The following is a 15,845-nucleotide window of genomic DNA, read 5'->3' on the forward strand; positions in this document are numbered from 1 at the left end:
CTTGGCGCGCGCCCGGCGCAATCACCTGCGCTCGCGTGCTAGCCGTCGATGCACCCGGCCTCAGCGCCCTGCCCGCCTCGACCAGCCCCGCCCGGCCGCGTCCAACCGCGCACCCCTAACCGTCCCAGACCGCTGCGCCCTGCCTGAGCACCTCGACCCCCGACTCGGACGACGCCGGCCACATCTCCACCACGTACCGGTAATGCTCCCCGTACTCGTGGTCGTTCCAGTCCACCGGCGGCGGTCCGGCCGGCACATACGACACCCGCGCCCGGTACAACCCCGGCAACACCGAAAAGAACTTCTCCTGCGACGGATAGTCCGCAGGCCCGGAAATCACCAACCGGCCGCTCGGAACCGGAAGATCTGCTTCCACGACGTGCTCGGCCGAAGGCGACAACCCAGGCGGCGAGGGCAGCAGCGTCACCGACGACTCCACCAGGTCCGACCGCGCCGTCGCGATCGCGATGCCGCCCGGCTCTGCCCCGATCCGGTGAGATTCGACCGCGACCGCCGTCCAGCCGCTGCCGTCCAGGTGGGAACCCGAGTCGCGCACCGAGAACTGGCGCTGGTCGGCGTGGACTACCAAATGCACACCGATCACCCTAGCCAGGACCCGCCCCGAAATGGTATCGACGCCGGGTTTAGCGTTGACGGCATGACCACTGCTTCCGTCGACGTCGACACGGCCCGCCGCGACTACGCGGCCCTGGTCGACCGCGGCCTCTCCCTCGACATCACCCGCGGCAAGCCCTCCCCGGAGCAGCTCGATCTCGCGAACGGCCTGCTGACTCTCCCCGGTGAGGGCTCCTTCAAGGCCGAGGACGGCACCGACGTGCGCAACTACGGCGGCCTCAAGGGCCTGCCCGAGCTGCGCCGCATCTTCGCCGGCGCGCTGCAGGTCCCGGCCGACCAGCTGCTCGCCGCGGGCAACTCCAGCCTCGAGCTGATGCACGACGCCGTCGTCCAGGCGCTGCTGTCGAAGCTGCCCGGGGCCGAGCGCCGCTGGGCCGACGAGCCCACCCTGAAGTTCCTCGCGCCCGTCCCGGGCTACGACCGCCACTTCGCGCTCACCGAGCGCTTCGGCATCGAGCTGGTCCCCGTCGCCATGACCGCCCAGGGGCCGGACATGGACGCCGTCGAGACGCTGGTCGCCGAGGACCCCGCCGTGAAGGGCATCTGGTGCGTCCCCAAGTACAGCAACCCCACCGGGGTCACGTTCAGTGACGACGTCGTCCGGCGACTCGCCACCATGACCACCGCGGCGCCCGACTTCCGGATCTTCTGGGACAACGCCTACGCCGTGCACCACCTGACCGACGACGAGCCGGAGCTGGCGGACATCCTCGCCCTGGCCACCGAGGCCGGGAACGCCGACCGCGTCTTCGTCTTCGGCTCCACCTCGAAGATCACCCACGCCGGTGCCGGCGTCGGCTTCTTCGGCGCTTCCGAGGCCAACCTCGCCTGGTGGGTCGGCAACATCGGCAAGCGCACCATCGGCCCGGACAAGGTCAACCAGCTGCGCCACGCCCTCTTCCTCGAGGACGAGGCCGGCGTCCGCGCCCACATGCGCAAGCACGCCGAGATCATCGGCCCGAAGTTCGAGGCCGTCGACCGCATCCTCACCGAGGAGCTGTCGGACCTCGCGTCCTGGACCAAGCCGACCGGTGGCTACTTCGTGTCGCTGACCGTGCCGGAGGGCACCGCGAAGGAGGTCGTGCGGCTGGCGAAGGAGGCCGGTGTCGCGCTGACCCCCGCCGGGGCGACCCACCCGCACGGGAACGACCCGGCCGACGCCGTGATCCGGATCGCGCCGACGTTCCCGAAGCTCGCCGACGTCGAGGAGGCCGTCCGCGCGCTCGCCGTGTGCGTCCGGCTCGCCGCCGCGGAACGCGCCTGACCTGCGAGGACGGAATCGGGAAGAACTTTTTCCCGATTTGACCGAGCCGGGGGCCGTCCAGGTACGTATCACCGTTGGGTGAGGTGGACGAACTCGTCACGAGAGGACGTCCCCCGGTGTTCGGAAAACGCTACACAGAGCAGCTGATCGAGCGCAGCGCGGAGAACGCGACCGACCGCCGCCGCTTCCTCAAGGCTGCGGGAGCGGCGGGACTCGGCGTCGCGGGCGCCGGTGCGCTCGGTACCGCGCTGTCGCTGGGCCTCGGCTCGGCGGGCGCGACTTCGCAGTACCCGCAGCAGAACGCGAAGGACGCCGCCGCCAGCGACGCCGCGGTGCTGAACTTCGCGCTCAACCTGGAGTACCTCGAGGCGAACCTGTACTCGTTCGCCGTCTACGGCTACGGGCTGAACGAGAAGTACGTCAACGGCGTCGGCAACCTGGGCAAGGTCTCCGGCGGGCACGCCGTGAAGTTCAAGAGCGAGCACACCAAGCAGATCGTCCAGGAGATCGCCGGCGACGAGGTCGCCCACGTCACCTTCCTGCGCAAGGCGCTCGACAAAGCCGCCGTCGCGCAGCCCGAGATCGACTTCCAGAACAGCTTCACCGCCGCCATGCAGGCCGCGGGCGTGATCAAGGAAGGCCAGACCTTCGACCCGTTCGCGAGCGAGAACAACTTCCTGCTCGCCGCGTTCCTCTTCGAAGACGTCGGCGTGTCCGCCTACAAGGGCGCGGCGCCGCTGGTCAACAACAAGACGTTCCTCGACGCGGCGGCGGGCATCCTCGCGGTCGAGGCCTACCACGCGGGCATCGTGCGCGGACAGCTCTTCGAACGCGGCCTCGGCGACATCACGAACAAGATCTCCGACGCCCGCGACAGCCTCGACGGCAAGGCCGACGACGACGAAGGCGTGCTCAAGGACGGCAAGGCGAACCTCGTCCCCGCGGACGCGAACGGCATCGCGTTCGGCCGCTCCGCCGACCGCGTGCTCAACATCGCCTACCTCAACCCGGACAAGGTCTCCTCGGGCGGCTTCTACCCGCGCGGCCTCAACGGCGACATCGCGGCCAGTGGCGCCAAGGAGAAGTGAGCGCCGCGTGCCGCCGTCGCGGTAGGGTCGCGAACGGCGGCACGCGGAGTTCACAGGGGGGCGCGGAGTGCGGGTACTGGTCGCGGGTGGCGGGATTTCCGGCACGGCCACGGCGATGGCGCTGAAACTGGCCGGGCACGACCCGGTCGTCTTCGAGGCCTACCCGACCGGCGGGGACGACGTCGGCGCGTTCCTCACGATCATGCACAACGGCATGGACGCCCTGCGCGCGATCGGTGCCGACCAGCCGGTGATCGACAGTTCGTTCGCCGCGCACGGCGTCGAGCTGGTCGCCCCGAACGGGGAGACGGTCGGCCGCCGCGAGTTCGGCACCGAAGGCCTCGACGAGCCGCGCACGCTCACCCGCGCGACGCTCTACCGCGTCCTGCAAGAGGAAGCCGCGCGCCGGGGCGTGCCGCTCGAGCGCGGCAAGCGCCTGGTGAGCGCGAAACCGGGCCCGGACGGCGTCACGGCGGAGTTCGCCGACGGCACCACCGAAACGGGTGACGTGGTGGTCGGCGCGGACGGGTTGCGCTCGGTCGTCCGGCGGCTGATCGACCCGGCCGCGGACGAGCCGCGCTACACCGGGCAGACCATCGTCTACGGCTACACGCGTGCGCCCGGCTTGCCGGAAGCACCCGGGATCTACCGGATGGTCCGCGGCAGCAAGGCGGCCTTCGGCTTCACGACCGACCCGGACGGCGCCACGTTCTGGTTCGCCCGCATCCCCGACGCCGAGCGCTCCCGCGACGAGATCGCGGCCGTCACCCCGGCGGGCTGGCGCGAGTTCGCGCACGCGGCGTTCGCCGGGGAACCGTTGCCCTGCGCGGACATCATCGCCGCGACGGGCGACGAGGTGTTCGGTGACCACTCCTACGACGTTCCGCGGACGCGGATCTGGTCGACGCCCGAGATGGTGCTCGTCGGCGACGCCGCCCACGCCGCGGCCCCGGCCGACGCGCAGGGCGCGTCGATGGCGATCGAGGACAGCGTGGTCCTCGCGCAGTGCCTGCGCGACCTGCCGGACCCGGCCTCGGCGTTCGCGGCGTACGAAGGACTTCGCCGCGAGCGCGTCGAGAAGCTGGTCGCGTCGAGCTCGGGCCAGGACGTCGGCGAAAAGCCGGGCTGGGTCTACGAGCACCACATCGACTGGAGCGGGAAGATCCAGTGAGCCTCGGGCCACCGCCTCAGCGGATCTCCGTTGACGCGGACCAGGTGCGCCGGCTCGTCGCCGGGCAGTTCCCGCGGTGGGCGGACCTCCCGGTGCGGCCGGTCGCGAACGGGGGCTGGGACAACCGGACCTTCCACCTCGGCGACGCGATGACCGTGCGGCTGCCCAGCGCGGCCGAATACGCCTTGGCGGTCGAAAAGGAGCAGCGCTGGCTGCCCGTGCTCGCGCCCCGGCTGCCGTTGCCGATCCCCGTCCCGCTGGCGGAAGGCCGCCCCGGCGCGGAGTACCCCTTCGCGTGGTCGATCTACCCGTGGCTCGATGGCGAACCCGCGCGGCGTGAACGCATCGCCGACCCCGTCGGGTTCGCGGCCGACCTGGCCGGGTTCCTGGCGGCACTGCAAAGCATCGACTGCACCGGCGCACCTCGGCCGGGCAAGCACAACTGGTTCCGCGGCGGCACGCTGCGCACTTTCGACGACCTGGTCCAGCGCTCACTCGACGGCCACGACGTGGACGCCGAGATCTGGCGAACCGCGCTCGAGACTCCCTGGGACGGCGTCGAGCGCTGGTTCCACGGCGACGTCGCCGAGAGCAACCTCCTGCTCGCCGACGGGGAACTGACGGCGGTCATCGACTTCGGGACGTGCGGAGTGGGCGATCCGGCCTGCGACCTGGCGATCGCGTGGACGCTGCTGACCGGCGACGGCCGACGGGCGTTCCGCGAACGACTGTCGGTCGACGACGCGACCTGGGCCCGCGGCCGCGGCTGGGCGTTCTGGAAGACCCTGGTCACGTGCGCGCGGACCCGGGGCCGCGACGACCGCGAGGCCACTGAAGCCCGGCGCGTCCTCGACGAAATCCGCGCGGAGTACCTCGAGAGCTGACTCACGCCCCGCAGGAGTCGCGGACCACCAGTTTCGTCGGCAGCCGCACCGGGTCCGGGGCGACGCCCGTGTCGATCATCGCCAGCAGCGCGCCCGCCGCCGCCGTGCCGAAGCCCGGTTTGTCCTGGGCCACCGTCGTCAGCGCGGGGTCCACCAGGGACGCCACCTCGATGTCGTCGAACCCCACCACGGCCAGGTCGTCCGGCACCCGCAATCCCGCCGCGCGGGCCGCCAGCAGGGCGCCCACCGCCATCTCGTCGCTCGCCGCGAACACCGCCGTCGGCGGGTCCTTGCGCGCCAGCAGCCGGCGCATCCCGACGAACCCGCTCTCGCGGTAGAAGTCCCCGGTGACCACGTAGTCCTCGCGCGCGGGCAGCCCGGCCTCGGTCAGTCCGCGCAGGTAGCCGTCGGTGCGGGCCGCGGCCGGCGCGTTGCCGCGCGGGCCGGTGATCGTCGCGATCCGCTGGTGCCCGAGCGCGGCCAGGTGCCGGACGGCCTCGGCCGCGCCCGCGGCGTTGTCGGACGTCACGTAGGTCGCCCGCGGCCCGGACAGCGCCACGTCCACCGCGACGCACGGCAGCCCGGACTGGGCGAACGTGCCGAACGCGTCGGCGTCCGTCCCGCTGTCGATCAGCACCAGCCCGGCCAGGTGGTGCCGGCGGGTCATGCTCACGTACGCGATCGGGTCGGCGAGCGACACGCCGGGGTTGCGGTCGCGGGCGTCGTCGCTCGTGGCGAGCAGCAGCAGGTGGTAGCCGTGCGAGCTGAGCGCGGATTTGAGGCCCAGCAACAGGTCCTGCAGGAACGGGTGCCGCCAGCCGGGCCGCCGGTGGTCGGTGTCCCAGACCAGCCCGACCATCGCCGAGCGCTGCCGCGACAGCGCCCGCGCCGACTCGTTCGGCGAGAAGTCGAGCTCCCGGGCGACGCGTTCGACGTGCTCGCGCGTCGTCGCGCTCACCGTGGCGGGGCGGTTGAACACCCGCGACACGGTCGCGACCGAAACCCCGCAGAGCTGGGCGATCTCGCGGGCGGTGACCATCCTGACCTCCTGTGCTGTAACCGGTTACATTCGTAGCACATGATCTCTGGCTGGGTAAATGCCGAGTCGAGTTATCATTTCGTTACTTGACGGATGACCGCTGGGAGCGCTCTCATGGGTCCCGCGTTTTCCGACCGGCCCGCAGAACAACGGAGATCTCATGCGCCCGAAAACGACACCCCGACGACCCCGCCTGATCGCCGTGGCGGGTGCTGTCCTGGCCGCGGTCACCGCGTTGAGCGCCTGCGGGAGCAGCGACGCCGGCGGCGGCGGGAAGGTCAAGCTCAGCCTCGGCCTCTTCGGCAACTTCGGCTACACCGACCTGATCAAGGAGTACCAGGCCGCGCACCCGGACATCGAGATCACCGAGCGGACCGCGTCCTACTCCGACCACCACAAGAACCTCGCCGCGCACCTGGCGACCGGCGGCGGCGCCGCGGACATCGAGGCGATCGACACCGGGTACGTCGCCCAGTTCAAGGCGACGCCGGACAAGTTCGTCGACCTCAACACCGTCGGCGGCGACAAGCTCAAGGACCGCTGGCTGGGCTGGAAGTGGTCGGCCTCGCTCGCCAAGGGCGGCCAGCAGATCGGCTACGGCACCGACGTCGGCGGCCTGGCGATCTGCTACCGCCGCGACCTGTTCGAGAAGGCCCAGCTGCCCGCCGACCGCGACGCCGTCTCCGCGCTCTGGCCGACCTGGCAGGCGTTCTTCGAAACCGGCAAGCGCTTCCAGGCCAAGGCGCCGAACGGCGTCAAGTTCATGGACGGCGGCCCGACCGTGCTCAACGCGATCTTCGGCCAGGCGCCGGTCGGCTACTACGACCGGAACGACCAGCTCGTCGTCGACAGCAACCCGGCCCTGCGGACCGGCTGGGACCAGGTCGTCGACGCCGTCAAGGCGAACCTCTCCGCCGGCCTGCTCTACAGCACGCCGACCTGGAACACCGGGTTCACGCAGGGCCAGTTCGCCACCGTCACCTGCCCGGCCTGGATGATGACCAAGATCAAGGACCAGGCGCCGGACACCTCCGGCAAGTGGGACGTCGCGACCGTGCCCGGCGGGGGCGGCAACTGGGGCGGTTCGTACCTGACCGTGCCGAAGCAGGGCAAGCACACCAAGGAAGCCGCCGAGCTCGCCGCCTGGCTGACCGCGCCCGAGCAGCAGGCGAAGGTGTTCACCAGCCAGGGCCTGCTGCCCTCGACGCCGTCGCTGTACGACGACCCGAAGATCACCGGCTACACCAACCCGTTCTTCAACAACGCCCCCGTGGGCAAGCTCTTCACCGACGCGGCGAAGAAGCTCAACCCGCAGTACCAGGGCCCCAAGGCCGGCGACGTGCAGACGGAGTTCGGCAACGCGATGCAGCGCGTCGAGCAGGGCAAGCAGGACGGCGCGGCGGCGTGGCAGCAGCTGGTCGGTGACGTGAAGAAGATCAAGTAATGGCGCTGACCTGGGCCGACCGACGGCACAAGTGGGACGTCAAGCTGTCGCCGTTCGGCTTCATCAGCCCGTACTTCCTCATCTTCGGCGTCTTCGGGCTGTTCCCGCTGCTGTACACGGCTTTCGTGTCGCTGCAGGACCGGAACCTGCTCGACGCCGAGGGCGCGAAGTTCATCGGGCTCGGCAACTACGAGCAGCTGCTGTTCCACGACCCGTACTTCTGGAACGCGATGGGGAACACGGTCAGCCTGTGGCTGCTGACCACGATCCCGCAGATCCTGTTCGCGCTCGGCATCGCGCACCTGCTCAACCGCAGGCTGCGTGGGCGGACGCTGTTCCGGATGGGCATGATCCTGCCGAACATCACCTCGGTGGCGGCGGTGACGATCATCTTCGCGCAGCTGTTCGGCCGGGACTTCGGCCTGGTCAACTGGGTGCTGAGCTGGTTCGGTGGCGGGCACGTCGACTGGCAGGCCGGCACCGCGAGCTCGCACACCGCCATCGCGTCGATGGTGGTGTGGCGCTGGACCGGCTACCACGCGCTGATCTTCCTCGCGTCGATGCAGGCGATCCCGTCGAGCATGTACGAAGCCGCGACGCTCGACGGCGCCCGCGGGTGGCAGCAGTTCTGGCGGATCACCGTCCCGCTGCTGCGGCCGCAGATCATCTTCTCCACGGTGATCGCGACGACCGGGAACATGCGGCTGCTGGCCGAGCCGCTGCTGTTCAACCCCGGCACGGCGGCCGCCACCGGCGGGTCGGACCGGCAGTTCCAGACCGCCGCGCTCTACCTCTACGAGCAGGGCTTCACCAAGTACGACTTCGGCTACAGCTCGGCGATCGCGCTGATCCTGGCCGTCGCCACGATGCTCGTCGCGGGCCTGTCGTACCTGGTGACCCGGCGCATCCAAACGGACTGAGGAGCGGACATGACCACCGTGCTGACCCCGGCGGCCCCCGCGCCGCCGGCGGCCCCCGGGCGGACCCGGCGGCTCGTGCGCCGGGTCGCGAGCCCGTGGACCTACGCCGCGCTGATCGCGATCCTGGCCGGCTCGGCGTTCCCCGTGTACTGGTCGTTCGTCGTGTCTTCGCAGACGACGGAGGCCGTCGGCAGCGTGCCGCCGGTGCTCGTCCCCGGCGGACACCTGTTCGAGAACATCGCCCGCGTCTTCGACGAGACGGACTTCGCGCTGGCGCTGGGGAACTCGCTGATCGTCGCGGGCACGATCACCGTGTCGGTGGTGCTGTTCTCGACACTCGCCGGGTTCGCCTTCGCCAAGCTGAAGTTCCGCGGCCGGACCGTGCTGCTGCTCATCGTGGTCGCCACCCAGGCGATCCCGACCGAGCTGGGTGTCGTGCCGCTGTACATGATGATGGCCGACTTCGGCTGGGCCGGGCAGCTGCAGGCGGTCATAGTGCCCGGCCTGGTCACCGCGTTCGGCGTGTTCTTCATGCGCCAGTACTTCGAACGCGCGTTGCCGCTGGAGCTGCTCGAAGCCGGGCGGATGGACGGCTGCGGCTCGCTGCGGCTGTTCTGGCACGTGGCGCTGCCGGCCGCCCGCCCGGCCGCGGCCGTGCTCGGGCTGTTCACGTTCATGCAGGCGTGGAACGACTTCTTCTGGCCGCTGGTGGTGCTGGTGCCGGAGAACCCGACCGTCCAAACGGCACTGTCCACTCTGGCCAGTGGCTACACCACCGACTACACGCTCGTGCTCACCGCCGCGACCATCGGCACCGTCCCCGTCCTGCTCGTGTTCCTGCTGTTCGGCCGCCAGATCGTCGGCGGCATCATGCAGGGCGCGCTCAAGGGCTGACCTCCCGGAGCTCACTGTGACTTCCAGCTTCCCGCCCGGCTTCCGCTGGGGCGTCGCGACCTCGGCGTTCCAGATCGAAGGCGCCACCACCGCGGACGGCCGCGGACCGTCCATCTGGGACACCTTCGCCGCGGTGCCCGGCGCGGTGGCCGGCGGCGACACCGGCGAGCCGGCGGCGGACCACTACCACCGCTGGCGCGACGACCTCGCCCTGCTCCGCGAACTGGGCGTCGACTCCTACCGGTTTTCGGTGTCCTGGCCGCGGGTGCAACCGGACGGGCGCCGCTTCGAGCGCCGCGGCCTCGGCTTCTACCGGCGGCTCGCGGAGGCGTTGCGGGAGCAGGGGGTCGAGCCGTTCCTGACGCTGTACCACTGGGACCTGCCGCAGGCGCTGGAGGATGAAGGGGGCTGGCGGTCCCGCGACACGGCGCACCGGTTCGCCGAGTACGCGTCGCTGGTGCACGAGGAGCTGGGCGACGTCGTCGACCACTGGACGACGCTGAACGAGCCGTACCCGTGCGCGGTCGCGGGCTACGGCGAGGGGCGTCACGCGCCGGGCGCGCGCGAGGGGCACGGCGCGCTCGCCGCCGCGCACCACCTGCTGCTCGGGCACGGCCTGGCCGTGCAGGCGATGCGGGGGCAGGCGACGCCGCAGCACCAGTTCGGGATCGTGCTCAACCAGTCGCCGGTCGTCCCGGTGACGGACTCGGCCGCCGACGCCGCGGCGGCCGCGCGTCAGGACACGCTGCTGCGCCGCCAGTTCACCGACCCGCTGTTCGGCGGCCGGTACGCCCCGGGCCTGGCGGCGATGTTCAGCGGCGTGTCGGACTTCTCGTTCCGCCTCGATGGCGACCTGGAGACGATCGGCGCGCCGCTGGACTACCTGGGCGTCAACTACTACTACCGGCTGCACGTGGCGGACGCGCCGCACCGCGAGCCCGACCCGGCGCTGCGCACGGTGGCCGACATCGGCGTGGACACGACGCAGGTGCCGGACGTCCCGCGCACGGGCATGGGCTGGCCGGTGGAGCCGGAGGGGCTGACGGAAGCGTTGGTGGGCTTGCACAACCGCTACCCGGAGCTGCCACCGATGTACGTGACGGAGAACGGCTGTGTGTACGCGGACCGAAGTGATTTCGCCGACTACGAGCGGATAACGTTCCTGAACGAGCACATCGAGGCGGCCCGCACCGCCGCGTCGGCGGGGGTCGACCTGCGGGGGTACTTCTGCTGGTCCTTGCTGGACAACTTCGAGTGGGCCCACGGGTACAAGCACCGGTTCGGCTTGGTGCACGTGGACTACGCGACGCAGGCCCGCACGCCGCGAGCGAGTTTCCGCTGGTACCGCGACTTCGTCGCAGCCCAACGCACCCCGTGAATCAAGATTTTGGGGAGCGTTTCGCCTTGAGGGGACGACCACGTGCATCCCGCTCCCGGCGTGACACGTCTTGAGTGAATCCAACGCCTCCCAGAATCAGCACGGGGGCCGCCAAGAACCACCACCAAGGACTTCAGTTCGCTCAGACGAGCCGACCTTGCCCGGTAAATCTCCCATATTTTGAGGCCGGCAGCGATAGTGCCGAGTGCTGCGACCAAGATCTTGGACCGAGTATCCCAATCCATCGTGACACTATGTCAGAGGCCTTGCGATCTTGAGACCTTTCGCCCTACGCAGACGCACGCCGCGTTTCCGCTGGTACCGCGACTTCGTCGCGGCCCAGCGGCGCGAGTGACGCTTACTTCTTGTACAGGCCTTCGATGTCGTTCGCGTAGTTCTTCGTGACCACGTTGCGCTTCAGCTTCAAGCTCGGCGTGATCTCGCCACCCGCCTCGGTGAAGTCGTTGGCCAGCACCGTGAACTTCTTGATCGCCTCGGCCTTGGACACCGACTTGTTCGCCTCGTCGACCGCGGCCTGGATCTCCGCGAGGAGGTCCGGGTCGGCGGCGAGGTCTGCCACCGTCGCCGAAGCGGGCTTGCCGTGCTGGGACTTCCACGACGGGAAGTACTCCTCGTCCACCGTCACCAGCGCCGCGATGAACGGGCGCTGGTCGCCGACCACCATCGCCTGGCTGACCAGCGGGGCCGCCTTGATCGTGTCCTCGAGGCCGGACGGGGCGACGTTCTTGCCGCCCGCCGTGACGATGATCTCCTTCTTGCGGCCGGTGATCTTCAGGAACCCCTCGGAGTCCAGCTCGCCCAGGTCGCCCGTGTGGAACCAGCCGTCGGTCAACGCCTCGGAAGTCGCCTGCGGGTTGTTGTAGTACGCCCGGAACACGACGTCGCCCTTGAGCAGCACTTCACCGTCGTCGGCGATGCGGACCGACGTGCCGTTGACCGGCTTGCCGACCGTACCGACGCGGAACGCCGTCTGGGTGTTGACGTTCGCCGCCGCGGACGTCTCGGTGAGGCCGTAGCCCTCGAACACCGGGACGCCGATGCCGCGGAAGAAGTGCGCCAGCCGCGCACCCAAAGGCGCGCCGCCCGAGACCGCTGCGACGCAGCGGCCGCCGAGGGCCGCGCGCAGCTTGCCGTAGACGAGCTTGTCGAACGCCAGGTGCTTGAGCTTCAGCGCGAAGCCGGCGCCGCCGTTGTCCTGCGCCCGGCTGTACTCGACCGCGACCGCCTCGGCGGCGTCGAAGATCTTGCCCTTGCCGTCGCCGTGGGCCTTCTGCTTCGCCGAGTTGTAGACCTTCTCGAACACGCGCGGCACCGCGACGACGAACGTCGGGCGGAACGTGCCCAGGTCGGCGACCAGGTTCTTGACGTCCGGGGTGTGCCCGAGGGTGACGCGGGCGGTGAGCGCGGTCACGGCGATCGCGCGGGCCAGCACGTGCGCCAGCGGCAGGAAGCACAGCAGCGAGTTGCCCTGCTCCATCAGCTGCGGGAACGCCTCGATGTCGGCGCGGATCTCCGCCAGCAGGTTGCGGTGGGTCAGCTCGACGCCCTTGGGGCGGCCGGTGGTGCCCGAGGTGTAGACGATGGTGGCGAGCTCGTCGGCGCCGACCTCGCGGCGGCGCTCGTGCAGCTCGTCGTCGGAGAGCGACGCTCCCAGCGCGGCCAGCTCTTCGACGGCGGGGGAGTCGCCCTCGATCTGCCACGTGTTGTCCAGCTCGGTGAGCCGGTCGCGGATCTCCTCGACAGCGCCGCGGTGAGCGTTCGTCTCGACGAAGATCCCTTTGGCGGCCGAGTCGGAGAGGATCCAGTACACCTGCTCGGGGGACGACGTGTCGTAGATCGGCACCGTCACCGCGCCCGCCGCCCAGATCGCGAAGTCGATCAGCGTCCACTCGTACCGGGTCTTCGACATGATCGCGACGCGGTCGCCGCGGCCGATCCCGGCCTGCGCCATGCCCTTGGCCACGGCCAGCACCTGGCCGGCGAACTCCTTGGCCGTGACGTCCAGCCAGGTCCCGTCGACCTGGCGGCGGAAGCTCACCACGTCCGAGAACCGCTCGGCGTTCGCCCAGACGACATCGGACATGTTCTCGTCGTCGGCCACCGGCTTCCCGGCGGGAGCGCTGTATTCGCGCACGTGGACCTCCGTGTTCAACGCGTGCGGTGGGCGACACCGCTGTTACCCGCCAGTCAACTTAGCGTGGTGAGCACCTTAAGACCATGCTGATCGACCCCGCACAGCGAGGGCGTGACATTCTTCGCACGTGAACGCACCGCCCGCCATCGACGTCGTCGACGAGACGTTCCTCGCGGTCCCGCCGTCCACCGTCGCCGCCGTTTTCGCCGATCCCAAGTCGTGGACGCGCTACTGGCCCGACCTGGTCCTGGAGGTCTACACCGACCGGGGGGACAAGGGCCTGCGCTGGACCGTGCGCGGCGCGCTCGTCGGTACGATGGAGGTCTGGCTCGAGCCGGTGCTCGACGGCACCCTGCTGCACTACTTCCTGCGGGCGACCCCCGCCGACGCGGCCGGGACGCCCCGGGCACTGGCGCCGCGCGACCTGCGCCGGGAGTTCGACCGGCGGGCCCGCGCGGCGAAGGGGATCGCACTCGGGCTCAAGGAGATCCTGGAGGACGGGCGCGAGCCCGGCGTTCCTCCGCGAACGGACAGCTAGGGGGCCAGGGGTGCGGGTACACGTCGTCTCGGACGTGCACGGCAACGCGGACGCGTTGAAGCGGGCCGGGGACGGGGCCGACGCCCTGGTCGTGCTCGGCGACCTGATCGACTTCGTCGACTACCGCGACCACGAGAAGGGCATCATGGGTGCCCTGTTCGGCGCGGAGAAGGTCGGCGAGTTCGCCCGCCTGCGCCGCGAGGGCACCCGTGACGAAACCGTTGCCTTCTCCCGGACGCTCTGGGCGAGCCTCGACGACCCGGCGAGCGCCGTCGACGAGGCCATCCGCACCCAGTACGCGGCTCTCTTCGCGGCGATGACCGCGCCCACCTACGCCACCCCCGGCAACGTCGACACCCCGGCGCTGTGGCCCGAGTTCGCCGGTGAGGGCATCCGCGTCCTCGACGGCGAGGTGGCCGAGCTCGGCGGCCTGCGGTTCGGGTTCGTCGGCGGCGCGCTGCTGCCCGACGGCGTCGTCCCGCGCCGCCGCAAGGGCGCCGCCTGGCGTCCCTACCTGCGGGATCGCGAGGACTACGACGCGAGTGTGGCGGCGCTCACCGACGTCGACGTGCTCTGCACCCACGGCCCGCCGGCCCTGCCCGAGCTGACCTACGACGTCGTCGCGCGCCGCAGCGAGATCGGCTCGACGGCGCTGCTGGAGCTGATCCGCACCCAGCGGCCGCGCTGGTCGGTGTTCGGCCACGTCCACCAGCCCCTGGCGCCGCGCGCCCGGGTCGGCCTGACCGAGTGCCGCAACGTGGGTCACTTCAAGGAGACCGGGCAGCCCTACGTGCTGCGTTGGTGACGGGCCGCGGCGGCTACGCTTCGTCCCATGGCCGAGCAGTCCACACAGTCCATCGAGGTCGACGCCGAGCCCAGCCGGGTGATGGCCGTGATCGCCGACTTCCCCGCGTACCCGGAATGGGCCAAGGCCGTCCGGCAGACCGAGGTCCTCGACACCGACGGTGAGGGGCGCGCCAAGCAGGTCAAGCTCACGCTCGACGCGGGCCCGATCAAGGACGTCTACACCCTCGAGTACGACTGGGACGGTGACGGCCTCGGCGTCAGCTGGCACCTGGTCAAGGGCCAGATGCAGAAGGCGCAGAACGGCCGGTACGCGCTGGAGGACCTCGGCGGCCGCACGCGCGTGACGTACACGCTGTCGGTCGAGCTGGCGCTGCCGATGATCGGGCTGCTGCGCCGCAAGGCCGAGAAGATGGTCATGGACACCGCGCTCAAGGAGCTGAAGAAGCGGGCCGAGGGGTAGCCGCGTGCGGATCCTGCTGTTCACCGGCAAGGGGGGTGTCGGGAAGACCACGCTGGCCGCGGCCACCGGCGCCGCGCTCGCCGCCCGCGGCAGGAAGACCCTCGTCGTGTCCACCGACCCGGCGCACTCGCTCGGCGACGCGTTCGGCCACACCCTCGGTGCCGAACCGTCCGAAGTGGACGCCCTCCTCTCGGCCGTGCAGATCGACTCGCGGACGCTGGTGGACACGACCTGGCACCGGCTGCGCGCCGAGCTGCAGTCGGCGTTGTCCGGCGCGGGCCTGGACACCCTGGACGCCGAAGAGCTCACCGTGCTGCCCGGCGTCGACGAGCTGCTCGCCCTCACCGAGGTCCGCCGGCTCGCCGAAGAAGGGCCGTGGGAGACCATCGTCGTCGACTGCGGGCCGACGGCGGAGACGCTGCGGCTGCTCTCCCTGCCCGAAGCCGTCTCGGGTTACCTGACCCGCGTGTTCGGCCGCCGCGTCACGGACTCCGTGCGCCGGCTCGGCGCCCACCTCGACGGCTTGCGCGCGCTGCTGACCGAGCCGTCGGTGACGACGGTCCGGCTGGTGCTGACGCCGGAGCGGGTGGTCGTCGCCGAGGCACGCCGGACGCTCAGCTCCCTGGCCCTGCGCGGCATCGCCGTCGACGGGCTGATCGCCAACCGGCTCATGCCCGCGCCCGGGTTCTGGCGCGGTGGCGCCGCGTCGTGGCTGCGCACGCGCCGGACGCAGCAGGACGCCGTGCTGGCCGAGCTTTCCGAAGCCGGGTTCGAGACGGTGTCGCGCGTCGAGCACCGGGCCGTCGAACCGGTCGGGCTGCCCGCGCTGCTGGAGATCGCCGCCGAGCTCTACCGCGGCGGCGACCCCCTGGCCGGCGACGGCACCCCCGTCACTCCGCTGCTGCGCGTGCGGCCGGCGCCGGACGGGTACTCGCTGCGCATCGCGATCCCGCTCCGGCGGGACGCCGAGGTCGACCTCGCCCGCGTCGACGACGACCTGGCGATCACCGTGGACGGCTTCCGCAGGCTCATCGCCCTGCCGGAGTCGCTGCGGCCGTGCCGGATCACCGGCGCGGAATCCGACGCCGACGGCCTGGTCGTGCACCTGGCCGGGAACCGGGGACGCGGGTGAGCGAAGAGACGGCGGCCGACGGGCCGAAGCTGGCC

General features: G+C 70.8%; 15 protein-coding genes. 12 read left to right on the forward strand and 3 right to left on the reverse strand.

The genetic code is table 11. The annotated features are described in order from the left end of the window. Positions 1 to 115 precede the first annotated feature (115 nt). A complete protein-coding gene (locus tag ACIRSS_RS01510; protein WP_400889391.1) occupies positions 116 to 595 on the reverse strand; it encodes a hypothetical protein in 480 nt (159 codons plus the stop codon). A 63-nt stretch (positions 596 to 658) separates the two neighbouring features. Here ACIRSS_RS01510 and ACIRSS_RS01515 point away from each other — a divergent pair, with 63 nt between their 5' ends. The 4 genes from ACIRSS_RS01515 to ACIRSS_RS01530 all read left to right on the forward strand — a co-directional run bounded on the left by ACIRSS_RS01515 (position 659) and on the right by ACIRSS_RS01530 (position 5,043). After that, entirely contained in the window at positions 659 to 1,900 is a 1,242-nt protein-coding gene (locus tag ACIRSS_RS01515; RefSeq protein ID WP_400889393.1) for an aminotransferase class I/II-fold pyridoxal phosphate-dependent enzyme, read from the forward strand. 116 nt (positions 1,901 to 2,016) lie between these two features. Continuing rightward, positions 2,017 to 2,988, forward strand: a complete 972-nt coding sequence (locus ACIRSS_RS01520; RefSeq protein ID WP_400889395.1) for a ferritin-like domain-containing protein — start codon at positions 2,017 to 2,019, stop codon at positions 2,986 to 2,988. A gap of 67 nt (positions 2,989 to 3,055) precedes the next feature. Further along, on the forward strand, positions 3,056 to 4,159 hold the full coding sequence (locus tag ACIRSS_RS01525; protein ID WP_400889397.1) for an FAD-dependent oxidoreductase: 1,104 nt from the start codon (positions 3,056 to 3,058) through the stop codon (positions 4,157 to 4,159). Beyond that, positions 4,156 to 5,043, forward strand: a complete 888-nt coding sequence (locus tag ACIRSS_RS01530; protein WP_400889399.1) for an aminoglycoside phosphotransferase family protein — start codon at positions 4,156 to 4,158, stop codon at positions 5,041 to 5,043. Before ACIRSS_RS01525 ends, ACIRSS_RS01530 begins: the two co-directional genes overlap by 4 nt. Before the next feature lies 1 nt (position 5,044). Here the strand turns inward: ACIRSS_RS01530 and ACIRSS_RS01535 are convergent, their stop codons facing one another. After that, positions 5,045 to 6,082 (reverse strand): LacI family DNA-binding transcriptional regulator, encoded by a 1,038-nt coding sequence (locus ACIRSS_RS01535; protein WP_400889401.1) that lies wholly within the window; start codon positions 6,080 to 6,082, stop codon positions 5,045 to 5,047. A 160-nt stretch (positions 6,083 to 6,242) separates the two neighbouring features. On the opposite strand from ACIRSS_RS01535, the gene ACIRSS_RS01540 reads away from it, so the two are divergent. The 4 genes from ACIRSS_RS01540 to ACIRSS_RS01555 are packed head-to-tail and all read left to right on the forward strand — an operon-like array spanning position 6,243 to position 10,718. Further along, complete coding sequence (locus ACIRSS_RS01540; RefSeq protein WP_400889403.1) at positions 6,243 to 7,526, forward strand: extracellular solute-binding protein; 1,284 nt, start codon at positions 6,243 to 6,245, stop codon at positions 7,524 to 7,526. Beyond that, positions 7,526 to 8,446: a carbohydrate ABC transporter permease gene (locus ACIRSS_RS01545; RefSeq protein WP_400889405.1), complete on the forward strand. Its 921-nt coding sequence runs from the start codon at positions 7,526 to 7,528 to the stop codon at positions 8,444 to 8,446. Before ACIRSS_RS01540 ends, ACIRSS_RS01545 begins: the two co-directional genes overlap by 1 nt. A 9-nt stretch (positions 8,447 to 8,455) precedes the next feature. Continuing rightward, complete coding sequence (locus tag ACIRSS_RS01550) at positions 8,456 to 9,340, forward strand: carbohydrate ABC transporter permease (RefSeq protein ID WP_400889407.1); 885 nt, start codon at positions 8,456 to 8,458, stop codon at positions 9,338 to 9,340. Between the two features lie 16 nt (positions 9,341 to 9,356). Continuing rightward, on the forward strand, positions 9,357 to 10,718 hold the full coding sequence (locus ACIRSS_RS01555) for a GH1 family beta-glucosidase (protein WP_400889409.1): 1,362 nt from the start codon (positions 9,357 to 9,359) through the stop codon (positions 10,716 to 10,718). A gap of 358 nt (positions 10,719 to 11,076) precedes the next feature. On the opposite strand, the gene ACIRSS_RS01560 is transcribed toward ACIRSS_RS01555, so the two are convergent. Next, positions 11,077 to 12,873: an AMP-dependent synthetase/ligase gene (locus tag ACIRSS_RS01560; protein WP_400889411.1), complete on the reverse strand. Its 1,797-nt coding sequence runs from the start codon at positions 12,871 to 12,873 to the stop codon at positions 11,077 to 11,079. A 127-nt stretch (positions 12,874 to 13,000) separates the two neighbouring features. On the opposite strand from ACIRSS_RS01560, the gene ACIRSS_RS01565 reads away from it, so the two are divergent. Genes ACIRSS_RS01565 through ACIRSS_RS01580 form a run of 4 tightly spaced genes read left to right on the forward strand, consistent with a single transcriptional unit; the run spans position 13,001 to position 15,810 of the window. Then, on the forward strand, positions 13,001 to 13,411 hold the full coding sequence (locus ACIRSS_RS01565; RefSeq protein WP_400889413.1) for a polyketide cyclase / dehydrase and lipid transport: 411 nt from the start codon (positions 13,001 to 13,003) through the stop codon (positions 13,409 to 13,411). Between the two features lie 10 nt (positions 13,412 to 13,421). Continuing rightward, a complete protein-coding gene (locus ACIRSS_RS01570) occupies positions 13,422 to 14,216 on the forward strand; it encodes a metallophosphoesterase (protein WP_400889415.1) in 795 nt (264 codons plus the stop codon). 27 nt (positions 14,217 to 14,243) lie between these two features. Further along, positions 14,244 to 14,678: an SRPBCC family protein gene (locus tag ACIRSS_RS01575; RefSeq protein WP_395924406.1), complete on the forward strand. Its 435-nt coding sequence runs from the start codon at positions 14,244 to 14,246 to the stop codon at positions 14,676 to 14,678. Positions 14,679 to 14,682: 4 nt separating this feature from the next. Then, positions 14,683 to 15,810 carry an ArsA family ATPase gene (locus ACIRSS_RS01580; RefSeq protein ID WP_400889417.1) on the forward strand — a complete coding sequence of 376 codons (1,128 nt, stop codon included), beginning with the start codon at positions 14,683 to 14,685 and terminating at the stop codon, positions 15,808 to 15,810. Positions 15,811 to 15,845 lie beyond the last annotated feature (35 nt).

Origin of the sequence: Amycolatopsis sp. NPDC101161, from assembly GCF_044768185.1 — a bacterium.
In the GTDB taxonomy this organism is placed as follows: domain Bacteria; phylum Actinomycetota; class Actinomycetes; order Mycobacteriales; family Pseudonocardiaceae; genus Amycolatopsis.